The following is a 13611-nucleotide window of genomic DNA, read 5'->3' as shown; positions in this document are numbered from 1 at the left end:
GTAACCAGGGGAATGGGCTGACCAGCGGGATGCCTGCAGGCATCAAGATCACTTCTCGGGACCTTCAAGATCCTTTCCCAGTACCCTGGCGAGGCATGCCGCTCACTCGTCGTCCGCGTCGCCCGACCGCCGCCCGCTGTAGGTGATGGTGCGGGCGTGCAGGTTCAGATGCACGGTTCCGCCCTTGTTGGCCGTGAGCTCCTCGAACATGCGATAACCGGCCAGAATGGCGTATTCCCAATCCTGAGCCGAGCGACGGGACACCTCTAGGTGCGCTGTCATCGCCTGGCATGCCTTGACGATCTCGGCCGGTACGGAAGCGGCAGTACTGAAGAAACTGTGGGCCCGAGCCATGGAGAATACGTAGGCCGTCATGCCCTCCTCCACAGCAATTGCACGACCGCCGTCTTGAATTCGATCGACATCTCGATCGGCATTGCGCTTCATTTTCAGAAGACTTCGCATGACGGGCGACCAACCGAGTACGGCCATGTGTGCGAGATGAAATACGTCGTGATATCGATAATTATCATCATCGTCACTGTTGTCGTCCAGCGGGTCACCGACAGCATCATTTCCACGATATATCCGGACCGTCTGGACTGGCAATTTTCCTTTACCCTCGACCAGGGTGTCAGTAAAGGTGATGTCGAGGCTTCGCGGAAGCTGCTGACCGGCGGAGACATTCTCGTCGAAGAGTGGGTTCGGAGGAGGAGTCGCAGGTCGCAGGAACCGTTCACGTGTTTTACGCACGTTGTCGGAGAGTATTTCTTCCAGGCTCAGGTTGCAGCGGCGAGCCAGAGCGGTGGCGTACCAGAACAGGTCACCGAGTTCTTCTCGGACTTCATCCGTGAAGGCGCGATACCCTGTGTGGTCTCGCTGGATTTTCTTGTACTGAGCCGCCAGGCTGCCGATCTCCCCGGCGAGGCCTAGCATGGGGAGGACGAGATCCTCAGAGTCCAGGATGTCGGTCTCAGCAACGGCACGCTCATATTCTGCGAATTTCACGAACCTTGCCCTCTCGTCGGTGCGGCGCTAAAGGACCTGGTTACTCTGAGATGGGGTAAATGACTGCCGCCTGCGGAGCGAAGGCGACGAGATACTGCAGCGGGAGCCAGCAGTAGCCTCCGAGCCCCCAGTACTCGCCCCAACTGTTGCGGATCAGCAGGCGCCTGCCATGTGTGGGATGCGTGGCGGCGCCTACGCATACCACCGCGTGGTAGTCGCCCATGGCGGACGCTACGTCGGGCACCGCGACGTGTCCGTCATCGTCCGGTTCCATGAACTCGTCCGTGACTTCCAGGACCAGCAGCACTGCGGACCCTGCTGCCAACGCGTCTTCCAGCGCGTCTTCCACACCGTCGTGAGCCAGGTCGAGCGGGGACAATGTACCTGTGTGCCACGGGGGTTGTGCCGTGTTCGCGGGCGGCTGCTCGGTGCTGATACCGAGGCCGACGTTGAAAGGCCAGCTTTCGATCGGCGGCTGACCAACCTTGGTCAGGGCTTCGGCCGCGTCGGTCACGAGCATGCCCTGTGGTCCTGTCTGGCCACGCGCGCTGCAGTACCACCAGATGGACTCGGGGGCGAGGGCGCCTGGAGGCGATCCAGCACGGCTACGGGCGGCTTCGTGGCTGACGGAGACCGCCATGGGAACGCACACCGGCCGGGGCCCCTGAGAGATGGGGTCGGCTGCGAGGAGCGGCCGCAGGTCCACCGGGGGGCGGGGGGTGGGCGCTGGTAGGGCTGGGCCTGTTCGGGTCCCAGGGGCGGGTTCGGGCGTCATGAAGGTAGGGCTCACCGCGGTGATCCATCGTCTGTGTCATCAAGGAGTGCGCGGACCAGGTGGCGGCTGTGCCAAACGTGGGGCGCTGGCTGGACGGTCGCCTCGACCGTGAAAGTGGCTGCCGGCGGTGTCCGTGGCTCGAATGGAGCGGCATAGTGCAGTTGGAAGGTGGAGGTGCCCTCTGCCCGTGCCTTCAACGCCATCCATCGTCGGCCTGTCGCGCCCACACCAGGGGTTGAGGGGACCGGTGCGTCTGCGGCGGATAGTTCGAGAGGTGTGCCTTCGGTGTGGTCTGCGGCGGCTAGGTGGCGTCGAACGGCCGGAGCGTTGCGCGAGGTCACTGGTGCCCAGCCTGGCTCGTAGGCGTCGAAGACGACCTGCAGAGAATCGTCCCCCGCAGTGCGCTCTGTCCGAGCACGTGCTGCAGTCGATGCCGTCTGACCGTCCGCAGGCGCCCTTGTGCCGCTTTCGGCAAGAAGCGGGGGTGGGGCAGGGTGGGCTCTGCGGGCAGCGCGCTGAGCGTTGAGGTTGTCGTCCAGCCAGCAGTATCCGGTGGAGCGGTTCTCCGGCAGTGCGATCACGATTTCGTCGTCGATGAGGACGTCGACCTGCTGGCGAGGGGAACGCACGTCCAGCGTCCACACATCGGCGTTGCCCGTTTCCGGCCGGTGGCCGTATGCCAGTTCCTGCTTCGCCCGCAGCGGCGGCGTTTGCAGCAGGGTGTCGCGCTGGCGTTCGGTGATCACCTGCAAGTTGTTCATCTGCCGCAGGGCGGCCTCGTAGCTGACGCGCATGTCTCGGGCGGCGAGATACGCCTGGGCCGGGGAGACGGTCTCGCTCCGGCGGATGCCGTGACGGCTTGCCACGGCGTGAACCAGCGGCGGTGGCATGAGGAAGTACGAGGCGAAGTATTGGGCGAGCCGTTCGCGCTCGTTGCCGCTGACCCTGAAAACGTCGTCGTCCGTATCGAATACCGGCTGGTTGTGGTCCAGCTCCCAGTGGCCGATTTCGTGAGCGGCGGTGTAGCGCTGGATCGTCGACCGCCGTTCGGTGGTGATCACAATGCCGCCGTTGCCCCGGGGCAGTACGGCGCCGAGCAGGGCGTCCAAGGGCTGGAAGACGAGCCACAGCCCGAGTTCCTCAATCACCTGGAAGACGTCCACCGGCTTTTCCTGATCGACGTTGAGTTCATCGAGGAGGCTGGCGGCAGCCTGAAGGGCGCGGCGGCTGCGGCCCAGGAACGGGCTGTTCATTGCTGGCCCGGCGGTTGGATCGGCGGAATGGGCGTGCCGAACGGCGCGGGTGCGCTGCGTCGCTTCCGGGGAGTGGGGGGCGAGCCCGCGGCCGCGAGGAACTGAGCGAAACGCAGAACCTGCTCCTTGTCGTTCTCGGAGAGCTCGGCGGTGGCCCGGTACAAGGCGCTGTCGACGGCGGCGTCTTCTTCCTCCTCGCCGAGCAGCCAGTGGACGGTGCGGCGGTACAAGCGGGCCAGCCGCCTCAACTCCAGGGCGGTCACATTGCGCTGCCCCGATTCCATGGCGGTGACGCTGGTACGAGGAACACCGAGGGCGCCGGCGACATCGTCCTGGGTCAGCCCCAAGGTCTCGCGGGCGGTGCGTAGCCGCCGGCCGACTTGCTGCTGCTCGGTTGGCTGCTGTTCGCCGTCCGGCTGCCGGTGCGGCTTGCTCTTATCCATGGCCTGTATTCCCTAGTCCGACGACGAATGCGAGGGCCCAGCGGCCCTCGTGCGTAAGTGATACTGACCAGGTGTTCAGGTGAAGCTGGCGCGCGCGGGCCGCGGCGTTGCCGCTCAGCAGCAGGGTTGGCATCTGTCCTTCGGCGGCCTCTACCTCGACCTCCAGAGGGCTGATCTGTCCCACTCCTTGCCCTAACGCCTTCATCGTTGCCTCTTTGGCGGCCCACCGCGATGCCAGGCGTTCAGGGCGGTTGGCACAGTACAGGCGCTCTGCGGGCGTCCATGAATTCTCGAGGAAAGCGTCCCCCGACAGGGTGACCATTCGGGCCAGCTTCTCCACGTCGACCATGTCGACACCGGTCTGCAGCACTATCCCGATCATGCTAACCGCCCTTGTTCCGAGCAGAGTCGATGAGGGCCTTGATCCCCTTGCGTCCTCCGAAATGGCCTTGCTGGGTGTCCGCCATGGTCGCCTGCACGGCGAGCTCGCCGACCTCGAAGCCTGTCTGCTGCGCGAGGAACGCCAGCAGTCGTGCCAGGCCGACCAGGTTCCCGTACGCCTTGGTGACGAGGTACTGATGACGGTAGACGGCGAGCATGCTGAGCTGGCCGTCGAGCAAGGTCAGGTCGATGTGCACCAGGCAGGGAAAGCCGCGCTGACGCTCGTCGGTCGGTGCGTAGACTTGAACCCCTACGTCCTGCAGGGCCGCAGTGTGGTCCTCGGGCGGCTCCGCCTCGCCGCCAACCGCTATGTCGGACAGATTATGCCTGCGACGTCCCGCGCGGTGCTCGTTGCGCAAGTACCTTACGCGGGCGGCTAGTTGGTTGTACCCTCCCGCTTCCTTGCCAGGCCAGCTGACCATGCGGCCGAAGTAGGTGCCGCGGGGATTGCCGTCGGCGGTGCGCAGCAGCGGGAGCATGCCGGTGTACGCCGCGTAGAGATCGTCGGCCGCCTGGTCCAGGCGCCCCTTCTGCTCATCGGGCAGTGCCGGATCCCAGGCCACCTCAGGAGCCCGGTAGAGATCCTGGGGGAAGATGGTGCTCGCGACCGTCTGCACCGAGTGGATCGTGCCGCTTTTGTGTGGGCCGGGCACCAGGACGGCATCGATCGCCGCCCGCACAGCCGGGTCCTCCGGCGCGAGCGGATCAGTGATCGTCGTGAGCACGTTGACTCGCCGGCCGCCGCGGGCGTGCACGAGTTCCAGCGTGCGCAGCCACGCCTCGCCCAGGTCTTCGGCCGGCTCGACGTAGTCGCTCATGCCGCACCGATCACCAGTTGACCGGGAATGGACTGCCGGATGAGCGTGGCCACGCCGCCGACGCTGCGCAGGCTCTCTCGCCGGACGTTCGACAGCCGCACGAGGGGCCGGTCGAAGGCCTTGCCGACGGTGGAGACGACCCACACCGCGGTCATGCTGTCGATCTCCGGGGTGCCGTCCGCGTGGATGGGACTGTTCACGATGTCCTGCAGGCTCTGGCGGCGCAGGCACATCAGCATCTCCAGGACCTGCTGCTCCATCTCCGCCTCGGTCATGGCCTGCAGCGCGTGGCGGTCCAGGCGGATCTCCGAGGGCCCTCGGCTCGGGTCACAGCCGTCGGCCCACCCGGGCGCCGATAGCTGGGGTCTGGGCGTCGCGGCGGGCACGGGGAAGAACAGCGGTGCGCCTGACGCACTGTGCATGTCCTCTGTCATGACATCGATAGTCGGATATTCCGACATCCCTGTCAAGGGGCGTCTGCCCGTGGGCCTGGGCCGCAGGAAGGTAGCAGGTCAGGAGAGCGTCACCAAGCCCCGCTCGCGCAGGGTGGCGAGAAGGAAGTCGGTAGTGGCAGCCGGGTCGGCCGTCGGGACCTCCACGGTGATGGCGCTGTGCTCGGCCGCGAGGCGGCGGTAGCCAGCGCGGACCGGTTCGCGGTTGAGGGCGTCGGCTTCGTGCGGAGTCGTGAAGAGAAAGATTACGTCGGCCGACTGGCCGGACCAGACAAGATCGATCATGCCGAGGAAGGCGTCCTCATCTAGCCCCTGCTCCGCCAGGTGTGCGCCGTACCAGCCATAGGCCACGGTCGACCACCACCAGCGGTCGAGGACGGCTCCTCCGCCGGCCCGCGCTTCGCTCAAGGTATCGATGTTCTCGGCGTGGCAGGCCAGGTGCATCAGTTGGCGTGCCAGTGCCGAGGAGATCGGCGCCTGTTCGGTCAGTCGGTAGACACCTTCGGTAAAACGGCTTTGCCCGGAGGGCAGATGCATGAATAGGGGCTTGGGATCGGCCCATGGCAAGCGGTCCAGGGCGGCGAGCTGCGTGCTCTTGCCACTGCGGTCCAGGCCTTCCAGAACCACCAGGGTCCCCGGAACAAGGTGCACGAGACTCGGTGGGGTTATTGCCAAGTCCGCCTCCGGGTAGGTCAGACCGACAGGTTCCACTTCGGCGGGAACCAGGCACCAACCGGCTCGGCCACCGGCTGGAACAGCTGCTTGATCCTGCTGCGGCCGCTGTGTCCGGCTACCTCAGGGTGGGCCACGCGGGCGTACTTGTCGACCTCGCAGAACAAGTTCTGGCAGTCGATGAGCTGCAGTGGCCGGCCGGCCAGGCCGGTGAACGAAAGGTCCAGGCGGGCGAAGTGCTCCTGCTGATGGTCGGCCATATAGCGAATGACGTCTGCTTCAATGCCGTCGGCCGAGGGGCCGAAACACTTGCGGATCCCGTCGCGTGCTCCCGGGCCAGCCACGACGAACTCCATCTCATCGAAGTCGAAGACGGCGGAGTAGTTCAAATCGATGGCAAACTGATAGGCGAGGAAGTCACCCATCGCTGGATATGACCTCAGCACCTCGAAGGCCGCGCGCAGTGACCCGCCACGCGCGATGCGTCCCCCCACGTCCGTGGTCATCATCAACTCCAGCAGCCGCAAGTGATTGCTGTGCTTGCGGCCTGCTCCCAGCCGCGGCGGAGGAATCACATAAGCCGCTGAGTACAGCTTGCGACCCGCGTCAAAGGAACGGGTCAGCACTTCGTCGTAGGTGCTACGGCTGAAGTCCTTCCAGGAGAGCTCCCCGATCTCCCCGCTCAACAGTTCCCAGGTTGAGACGCGGTTGAACATTTTGAACAGCAAGGTCCGGAACACCACTTCCGGCACGTCCTGCACTCCGGTGTAGGAGACATGACGGATGAGGAACTGGCTAACCCGGTCCGCAGCCCGATAGCAGTTGGTGAACCGGTGGCGCAGCAGGATTGGATCATCAGTCCAGGGACCTGGTCTGCCTTCAAGCCGAGCCTGATAGACCGCATGCCGGCGCGCAGCGAAGCGCCAATACGTGTCGAAGACAGGCGTCGGATGGAGGCGACGTCCGGCAACCCGGATGAGGGGCGGCGCTGACCGCTCGTCCTGTGGCGTCACACGCCCCGCAGGCAGCGCCAGATCCAGCTCGCCCTGAAGTCCGTCGAGGGTGTCACCAGAAGCCATCGCAGTACCCATCGCAGAACGCCTCCGCATCCAAGCGTGACGCGATTCATGTAACGCGTCACACTATACGCATGAACGAAGACGCCCGGGAGGCGTTGCGCAGGCGGTCATCAGCACTGTTCGGGAACCGCTATATGGCCGAGGTGGTAGTCGCCGTCGTCGATCTCACGTCCGCCACCGGCGACATGCCTGTCACCGTGCGCATGGTCGCCTCGCGTACAGATCTGACCGACAGCCTTGTCCGCCCCGTCGTCAAACGCCTAGTGGATGCCGGTCTCCTGGAGCCCCAACCACAGGAACGGCCGCGCGGGACCTATTTTCACGAGGTCCGCCGTGACGACGGGATGTGGGACATGCTCGTCAGCGCATGCCGACTACTCCACACGGAAAGTGCAGAGTCAACCTGCACACAGCCACGCCCTGCCGATCAATCCGGTCGCTCATCTTCCAGGTAAGGCACCGGCCCTGATGCAGCATCGAACGTGACAGGACAGCTGCCGACGGACGGGACCACGACCCGCAGGCCGCCGACGCACGGAAGGGGCCGTGCCGGTACATCAAATGCCCGTCGACTGCGTGGTCGTACCGAGAGGGCACCCTGCTCACCGAGTCAGGCGACCACGCAAGCGACGGGCGGATGTACCGGCACGGCCCCGACCCGAAACCCGGCACGGCGGCCTGGACCCGCGGCCCGCGACCCGCGGCCCCCGCCCAGCCGAGAGCTCACGCCCCGACGCGACCCGCCGAGAGCTCACCCCTCGACAGCAACCACGCCCAGCCCAGCCCCCGAAACCGACACGGTCCGCAGCAGCCGATCGAGATAGGCCCGCATCCGCCCGGCCATGTCGACCCCCCGGGGATTCAGCGCCCACTGGAGCTGGATCCCGTCCATGACCGCGGCGATCTCGCCGGCCAGCGCCTCGCAGTCGGTGTCCGGGCGGAGCTCACCGGTGGTGACACCGTGCCGCAGCGGCCGGGCGGTGTGCTCGACGACGTCCGCGTACCGCCGGGCGAAGTACGCGTGGGCGGGATGCCCCGGATCACCCGCCTCGGCGGCGAGGACGTTGAACATCTTGGTGCGGCCGGGCCGTTCGCCGTTCAGGCGGGCCAGTTCGACCAGGGTCGCGAAGCAGTCGGCGGCCGAGTCGAACTCGACGGAGAAGAACCGCTCCACGTCACGCTCGTCGGTCCGCCTCAGCACCGAGACGAGCAGATCCTCCTTGCTGCGGAAGTGGTGCAGCAGCCCGCCCTGGGTGATCCCGACGTCCTTGGCGATGCGCGCGAGGGACGAGGCGTGGAACCCCCACTGGGCGAAGTGCCCGACGGCGGTGTCGAGGATGCGCAGCCGCCGCTCGTCGCCCACGGCGTACGTGCCGCGCCCGCCGCCGCCTCCCGGACCTTTCCTGGGCCGGGCGTCGCGGGTCGTCGAGCTCTGCTTCTGCGCCATGCCGGTCACCCTAGCCCGCACACAGCCGCCCCCTGCCCACGCGCAGAAGCCCCTCACCCGGCACCACCCGCGATCAAAGCTCACCCCGCCCGCACAGCCACCCGCCACCCGCACTCACCCGCCTCCACTCCGCACCCACAGGCACCCGCAGCCCCACTCACAGCCCGCTCAAAGCGCCCCCGCAGACCCTCGGTTACACGAGTAACCACTCCTGTTTTTCAAGCCACGTGCCAGGTGATTCTGGCCACGCGAACAAAACCTAGTACCTACTCGGTTTTGATGCTTCTCTGATCGGGCCGGTGGCAAGGAAGCCGCCCTCGTCCCCATGGAGAGCCGCCATGGCCGTCACCCCAGACGCCTCGCTCGGTGCCCGCTCGCCCGAGCTCATCCCGTCGGACGCCTCATCCCGAGAGGCCCCCGCGACCGCACCTCCGAACGCCCCCGCCAAACTCGTCCTCGCCCTGGCCCTGGCCCAGTTCGGCGCCTACCTGGCGGTCCTCACGCCCGTGATGGTCACCCTCGCCCTGCGGGTGAACCAGATCGTCCCGGAGGCCGACCGCTCCACCGCGCTCGGCCAGGTGCTCTCCGTCGGCGCGATCCTCGCGATGATCGGCAACCCGGTCTTCGGCGCCCTCTCCGACCGCACGACCAGCCGCTTCGGCCGCCGCCGCCCCTGGCTGCTCGGTGGCATGGCGGCCGGCTTCGCCGGTCTGCTCGTCGTCGCCGTCGGCGGCAGCGTGCTGACGCTCATGCTCGGCTGGGCGCTCGCGCAGCTCGGCATCAACGCGGCCCTCTCGGCCCTCACGTCCTGCATCCCGGACCTGATCCCCGAGCACCAGCAGGCCCGCGTCTCCGGCATGGTCGGCATGACGCTCTCGCTCTCGATGGTCGCAGGATCGGCGCTCGCCCAGGTCTTCACCGACTCCATCGCTCTCGCCTTCGTCGTCCCGGGCGTCATCGGTGTGGCCTGCGTCGGCTTCCTGGCCGCCGTGATGAAGGACCGCCCGGCCCGCGCCGGCGCCTTCGAGCCGTACAGCGTGAAGGAGTTCGCGCGCAGCTTCTGGGTCAGCCCGCGCCGGCACCCGGACTTCGCGTGGAACTTCGCCGGCCGCTTCCTGGTCTTCACCGGCGCCGCCTGCGTCACGAGCTACCAGGTGTACTTCCTGATGGACCGGCTCGGATACACCGACGGCCAGGTCACCGACAAGGTGTTCGTCGGCACGCTGGTCATGGTCGTCGCCACCGTCGCGGGCTCGCTGCTCGGCGGTCAGCTCTCCGACCGCACCGGCCGCCGCAAGCCGTACGTGCTCGGCGCCGCCCTCGTGATGGGCGTCAGCCTGGCGATGCTGGCCGCGGCCCAGTCGTTCGGCATGTACCTGGCCGCCCTGGTCGTCTTCGGCTTCGGCGAGGGCCTGTACCTCTCGGTCGACATGGCGCTGGCCGCCGCGGTGCTGCCGAACCCCGACGAGTCCGCCAAGGACATGGGCGTGCTGAACATCGGCAACGCCCTGCCCCAGTCCCTGGTCCCGATCATCGCCCCGGCGCTCCTCGCGATCGGCTCGGGCGGCAACTACGGCGCGCTGTTCCTGTTCGGCGCGATCGCCGCGGCCCTGGGCGCGCTCGCGGTCCAGCTGGTCCGCTCGGTCAAGTAGCCCCCGCCTCCCCTCCTCTCCCCGCCCTCCCCTCGTACGTACAAGGAAGCCGGAATGACCACCCTCGCGTCCGGAATGACCACCCCCGCATACCGCGACCCCACCCGCCCGGTCGACGAACGCGTCGAGGACCTCCTGTCCCGGATGACGCTGGAGGAGAAGGCGGGCCAGGTCTTCCACTCCATGGTGGCGATGAACCCGGACGGCTCGCTCGTCACGGAGACGGACGGCTCGACGCTGCCGTTCACCACCCCGGAGCTGGTCGAGGGCCGCCATCTGACCCACTTCAACCTGCTCGGCCAGTACGGCGTGCGGGAGATGGCCGAGTGGGTCAACCGGATCCAGGAGCTGGCGGCAGGCACCCGGCTCGGCATCCCGGTCACCCTGTCCACCGACCCGCGGCACGCGTTCACCGACAACCCGGGGGCGTCGTTCAACTCCGGCGCCTTCTCGGCCTGGCCCGAACCGCTGGGCCTGGCCGCGACCGGCGACGCCGAACTCGTACGGCGCTTCGCCGACACCGTCCGCCGCGAGTACCTGGCGGTCGGCTTCCGCGTCGCGCTGCACCCGCAGATCGACCTCGCCACCGAGCCGCGCTGGTCCCGCCAGAACGGCACGTTCGGCTCCAGCGCGGAGATGACGGGCGAGCTGGTCAGGGCGTACGTACGCGGTCTCCAGGGCGACCGGCTCGGCCCCGCGTCCGTCTCCGCCATGGTCAAGCACTTCCCCGGCGGCGGCCCGCAGAAGGACGGCGAGGACCCGCACTTCCCGCACGGCAAGGAGCAGGTCTATCCGGGCGGGATGCGCGAGTACCACCTGGCGCCGTTCCGGGCGGCCGTGGCGGCGGGCTGCTCGCAGATGATGCCGTACTACGGCCAGCCGGTCGGCACCGACTGGGAGGAGGTCGGCTTCGGCTTCAACCGCGACGTGCTCACCGGTCTGCTGCGCGGCCGGCTCGGCTTCACCGGGATCATCTGCACCGACTGGGGTCTGCTCACCGACGCGCCGATCTTCGGCGAACAGCACGTGGCGCGGGCCTGGGGCGCCGAGCACCTGACCGTCGCCGAGCGCGCGGCGAAGGCGCTGGACGCCGGGTCCGACCAGTTCGGCGGTGAGCAGTGCCCCGAGGTGATCGCGGAGCTGGTCCGCTCGGGCCGGATCACCGAGACCCGTCTCGACGCCTCGGTGCGCCGGCTGCTGCGCGAGAAGTTCGTCCTCGGCCTCTTCGAGCAGCGTTACGTGGATCCGGACCGGGCCGAGGAGACGGTCGGGGCGAGCGAGTTCACCGCGCTCGGCGAGCAGGCCCAGCGCCGTTCGCTCACCGTCCTGGCCAACCGCTCGCTGCTGCCGCTCACCGGCCGCCCGAACCTGTACGTCGAGGGCGTGGCCGAGCGGACGGCGGCGGCGTACGGGAATGTCGTGGCCGATCCGGCCGACGCGGACCTCGCGGTGCTGCGGCTGCGCACGCCGTACGAGCGGCGGCCCGGGAAGTTCGAGTCGTTCTTCCACTCGGGTTCGCTCGCCTTCCCCGAGGACGAGCTGAAGGAGATCCTGCGGCTGCTGGAGAGTGTGCCGACCCTGGTCTGCGTGAATCTGGAGCGTCCGGCGGTGCTGCCGGAGATCGCGGAGCGGGCCGCCGCGCTGATCGCCGACTTCGGGGCGAGCGACGCGGCCCTGCTGGACGTGGCCTTCGGGCGGGCGCGCGCCGAGGGGCGGCTGCCGTTCGAGCTGCCGCGCTCGATGGCGGCGGTCGAGGCGTCCCGGCCCGACGTGCCGAACGACACGCAGGACCCGGTGTTCGCGTACGGGCACGGTCTGGAGCTGTGACGCCGGAGCCGTACGCCGAGGCTGTGCCGCTGAAGCCGCGACGCCCGAGCCGTGACGGGCGCGCGGTGACTCCGATGGCGCCCGGCATCCACAGGGCGCCCTCGCAACCCGCCCCGCACACCCGGGGCCGGGCCCGTGGGGGCCCGGGCCCCGGAAAACCCCGCGTCCCCGCCCACCGGTACCTGCCAGGATGAGGGGCATGACTGCCTCGTACGACGCTCCTGTGGTCCCTGAGGTCATCGACCGGCGGGACGGCCCGTACGGCGAGGTCGTGCTGCGGCGCCACGGCGAGCTGCTACAGATCATCGCCAACGGCTGTTTCCTGATGGACACCTCCGACGGCCGCTCGGAGCGGCTGCTCGTCGACGCCGCGTACGCCGCCCTGGACGGGCGGGCCGGCCCCGCCGTGCTGATCGGCGGCCTCGGCGTCGGCTTCTCGCTCGCGCACGCCGCAGCCGACCCCCGCTGGGGCCGCATCACGGTCGTCGAGCGGGAGCCCGCCGTGATCGGCTGGCACCGCGCGGGCCCGCTCTCCGAGATCTCCGCCGGAGCCCTCGCCGACCCGCGCACGGAGGTCGTCGAGGCGGACCTGGTCCGCCACGTCCATGAGACTTCCGCCACGTACGACGCGCTGTGCCTGGACATCGACAACGGGCCCGGCTGGACGGTCACCGAGGGCAACGACGACCTCTACTCGACGGCCGGACTGGCAGGCTGCGCAAGGGTGTTGAAGCCCGGCGGGGTTCTCGCGGTATGGTCCGCGCAGCCCTCTCCGGAATTTGAAGGAACCTTGCGGAATGCCGGGTTCCAGCGGGTGCGTACCAAAGAGATCCCGGTTGCCCGGGGCGTTCCGGACGTCGTGCACCTCGCGGTCAGACCTGGATAGCCGAGGCGCGGTGACTGCCCGTACTCTGCTTTCCTGGCGCCGATCATTCAAGCGTCAAGCGCAGTCATGGGATCACCCCACGGATTCCGGAAAGCACACTCAGGGGCGGGCGATGGAGCAGACACACACCTCCCACAGCGGCACGACGGCTACGCCCGGCGCTCAGCGCCGCGTACTGGTGGTCGAGGACGACCCGACGATCGTCGACGCCATCGCGGCCCGGCTGCGCGCCGAGGGATTTCTCGTGCAAACCGCGGGCGACGGCCCTGCCGCCGTCGACACCGCCGAGGCGTGGCAGCCCGACCTGCTGATCCTCGACATCATGCTGCCCGGCTTCGACGGCCTGGAGGTCTGCCGCCGGGTGCAGGCCGCGCGCCCGGTGCCGGTGCTGATGCTCACCGCGCGCGACGACGAGACGGACATGCTCGTCGGCCTCGGCGTCGGCGCCGACGACTACATGACCAAGCCGTTCTCCATGCGCGAGCTGGCCGCCCGGGTGCATGTGCTGCTGCGCCGGGTCGAGCGCGCCGCGCTGGCCGCCTCCACGCCGCGCAGCGGCATCCTGCGCCTCGGCGAACTGGAGATCGACCACGCGCAGCGCCGGGTCCGGGTCCGCTCGGAGGACGTGCACCTGACGCCCACCGAGTTCGACCTGCTGGTCTGCCTGGCGAACACCCCGCGGGCGGTCCTCTCCCGCGAGCAGCTCCTCGCCGAGGTCTGGGACTGGGCGGACGCCTCCGGAACTCGTACGGTGGACAGCCACATCAAGGCCCTGCGCCGGAAGATCGGCGCCGAGCGCATCCGCACGGTGCACGGTGTGGGCTACGCGCTGGAGACCCCGACTCCCTGACGGCTCGC

The 13611-nt window shown here is 68.3% G+C and carries 15 protein-coding genes; 5 read left to right on the top strand and 10 right to left on the bottom strand.

Annotated features, from left to right (window positions below; all coding sequences use genetic code 11):
* Positions 1–102: 102 nt before the first annotated feature.
* From ACFV6E_RS14230 to ACFV6E_RS14190, 9 genes are all read right to left on the bottom strand, one after another.
* The gene (locus ACFV6E_RS14230) at positions 103–1008 is read right to left on the bottom strand and encodes a pyrophosphatase (RefSeq protein WP_385461651.1); all 906 of its coding nucleotides are present in this window, start codon (positions 1006–1008) and stop codon (positions 103–105) included.
* 40 nt (positions 1009–1048) lie between these two features.
* Positions 1049–1648, bottom strand: a complete 600-nt coding sequence (locus ACFV6E_RS14225; protein ID WP_385461648.1) for a C1 family peptidase — start codon at positions 1646–1648, stop codon at positions 1049–1051.
* 146 nt (positions 1649–1794) lie between these two features.
* Positions 1795–3036 (bottom strand): ImmA/IrrE family metallo-endopeptidase, encoded by a 1242-nt coding sequence (locus ACFV6E_RS14220; RefSeq protein ID WP_385461645.1) that lies wholly within the window; start codon positions 3034–3036, stop codon positions 1795–1797.
* Positions 3033–3479, bottom strand: a complete 447-nt coding sequence (locus ACFV6E_RS14215) for a helix-turn-helix domain-containing protein (RefSeq protein ID WP_351562842.1) — start codon at positions 3477–3479, stop codon at positions 3033–3035. Before ACFV6E_RS14215 ends, ACFV6E_RS14220 begins: the two co-directional genes overlap by 4 nt.
* Positions 3472–3861, bottom strand: coding sequence for a holo-ACP synthase (locus ACFV6E_RS14210; RefSeq protein ID WP_385461642.1), 390 nt, complete (start codon positions 3859–3861; stop codon positions 3472–3474). The genes ACFV6E_RS14215 and ACFV6E_RS14210 overlap by 8 nt, the downstream gene beginning before the upstream one ends.
* Before the next feature lies 1 nt (position 3862).
* Positions 3863–4738 carry a hypothetical protein gene (locus ACFV6E_RS14205; RefSeq protein WP_385461639.1) on the bottom strand — a complete coding sequence of 292 codons (876 nt, stop codon included), beginning with the start codon at positions 4736–4738 and terminating at the stop codon, positions 3863–3865.
* Entirely contained in the window at positions 4735–5013 is a 279-nt protein-coding gene (locus tag ACFV6E_RS14200) for a hypothetical protein (protein ID WP_280855225.1), read from the bottom strand. Before ACFV6E_RS14200 ends, ACFV6E_RS14205 begins: the two co-directional genes overlap by 4 nt.
* Before the next feature lie 237 nt (positions 5014–5250).
* On the bottom strand, positions 5251–5817 hold the full coding sequence (locus ACFV6E_RS14195; protein WP_385461636.1) for a dTMP kinase: 567 nt from the start codon (positions 5815–5817) through the stop codon (positions 5251–5253).
* Between the two features lie 65 nt (positions 5818–5882).
* Complete coding sequence (locus ACFV6E_RS14190; protein ID WP_385461633.1) at positions 5883–6953, bottom strand: nucleotide kinase domain-containing protein; 1071 nt, start codon at positions 6951–6953, stop codon at positions 5883–5885.
* 59 nt (positions 6954–7012) lie between these two features.
* Between ACFV6E_RS14190 and ACFV6E_RS14185 the strand changes: the two genes are divergently transcribed.
* The gene (locus tag ACFV6E_RS14185) at positions 7013–7396 is read left to right on the top strand and encodes a hypothetical protein (protein ID WP_385461630.1); all 384 of its coding nucleotides are present in this window, start codon (positions 7013–7015) and stop codon (positions 7394–7396) included.
* Positions 7397–7692: 296 nt separating this feature from the next.
* Here ACFV6E_RS14185 and ACFV6E_RS14180 read toward each other — a convergent pair whose 3' ends face one another.
* Positions 7693–8388 carry a TetR/AcrR family transcriptional regulator gene (locus ACFV6E_RS14180; protein WP_385165709.1) on the bottom strand — a complete coding sequence of 232 codons (696 nt, stop codon included), beginning with the start codon at positions 8386–8388 and terminating at the stop codon, positions 7693–7695.
* A gap of 338 nt (positions 8389–8726) precedes the next feature.
* Between ACFV6E_RS14180 and ACFV6E_RS14175 the strand changes: the two genes are divergently transcribed.
* From ACFV6E_RS14175 to ACFV6E_RS14160, 4 genes are all read left to right on the top strand, one after another.
* A complete protein-coding gene (locus ACFV6E_RS14175) occupies positions 8727–10040 on the top strand; it encodes an MFS transporter (RefSeq protein WP_385165707.1) in 1314 nt (437 codons plus the stop codon).
* A 54-nt stretch (positions 10041–10094) separates the two neighbouring features.
* The gene (locus ACFV6E_RS14170) at positions 10095–11867 is read left to right on the top strand and encodes a glycoside hydrolase family 3 protein (RefSeq protein ID WP_385461627.1); all 1773 of its coding nucleotides are present in this window, start codon (positions 10095–10097) and stop codon (positions 11865–11867) included.
* Between the two features lie 199 nt (positions 11868–12066).
* Positions 12067–12753, top strand: coding sequence for a spermidine synthase (locus tag ACFV6E_RS14165; RefSeq protein WP_385461624.1), 687 nt, complete (start codon positions 12067–12069; stop codon positions 12751–12753).
* A gap of 112 nt (positions 12754–12865) precedes the next feature.
* Positions 12866–13603, top strand: coding sequence for a response regulator transcription factor (locus ACFV6E_RS14160; protein ID WP_385461621.1), 738 nt, complete (start codon positions 12866–12868; stop codon positions 13601–13603).
* Positions 13604–13611 lie beyond the last annotated feature (8 nt).

Origin of the sequence: Streptomyces sp. NPDC059785, from assembly GCF_042732375.1 — a bacterium.
In the GTDB taxonomy this organism is placed as follows: domain Bacteria; phylum Actinomycetota; class Actinomycetes; order Streptomycetales; family Streptomycetaceae; genus Streptomyces.
Note: the sequence above shows the minus strand (reverse complement) of the source record. Positions and strands in the feature narration are given on the sequence as shown.

Bases quoted from the DNA above. Each gene is read 5' to 3' on its own strand.
- ACFV6E_RS14225 (WP_385461648.1), bottom strand. From the start codon at position 1,648: ATGGCGGTCTCCGTCAGCCACGAAGCCGCCCGTAGCCGTGCTGGATCG.
- ACFV6E_RS14220 (WP_385461645.1), bottom strand. From the start codon at position 3,036: ATGAACAGCCCGTTCCTGGGCCGCAGCCGCCGCGCCCTTCAGGCTGCC.
- ACFV6E_RS14215 (WP_351562842.1), bottom strand. From the start codon at position 3,479: ATGGATAAGAGCAAGCCGCACCGGCAGCCGGACGGCGAACAGCAGCCA.
- ACFV6E_RS14210 (WP_385461642.1), bottom strand. From the start codon at position 3,861: ATGATCGGGATAGTGCTGCAGACCGGTGTCGACATGGTCGACGTGGAG.
- ACFV6E_RS14205 (WP_385461639.1), bottom strand. From the start codon at position 4,738: ATGAGCGACTACGTCGAGCCGGCCGAAGACCTGGGCGAGGCGTGGCTG.
- ACFV6E_RS14200 (WP_280855225.1), bottom strand. From the start codon at position 5,013: ATGACCGAGGCGGAGATGGAGCAGCAGGTCCTGGAGATGCTGATGTGC.
- ACFV6E_RS14190 (WP_385461633.1), bottom strand. From the start codon at position 6,953: ATGGGTACTGCGATGGCTTCTGGTGACACCCTCGACGGACTTCAGGGC.
- ACFV6E_RS14185 (WP_385461630.1), top strand. From the start codon at position 7,013: ATGAACGAAGACGCCCGGGAGGCGTTGCGCAGGCGGTCATCAGCACTG.
- ACFV6E_RS14180 (WP_385165709.1), bottom strand. From the start codon at position 8,388: ATGGCGCAGAAGCAGAGCTCGACGACCCGCGACGCCCGGCCCAGGAAA.
- ACFV6E_RS14175 (WP_385165707.1), top strand. From the start codon at position 8,727: ATGGCCGTCACCCCAGACGCCTCGCTCGGTGCCCGCTCGCCCGAGCTC.
- ACFV6E_RS14170 (WP_385461627.1), top strand. From the start codon at position 10,095: ATGACCACCCTCGCGTCCGGAATGACCACCCCCGCATACCGCGACCCC.
- ACFV6E_RS14165 (WP_385461624.1), top strand. From the start codon at position 12,067: ATGACTGCCTCGTACGACGCTCCTGTGGTCCCTGAGGTCATCGACCGG.
- ACFV6E_RS14160 (WP_385461621.1), top strand. From the start codon at position 12,866: ATGGAGCAGACACACACCTCCCACAGCGGCACGACGGCTACGCCCGGC.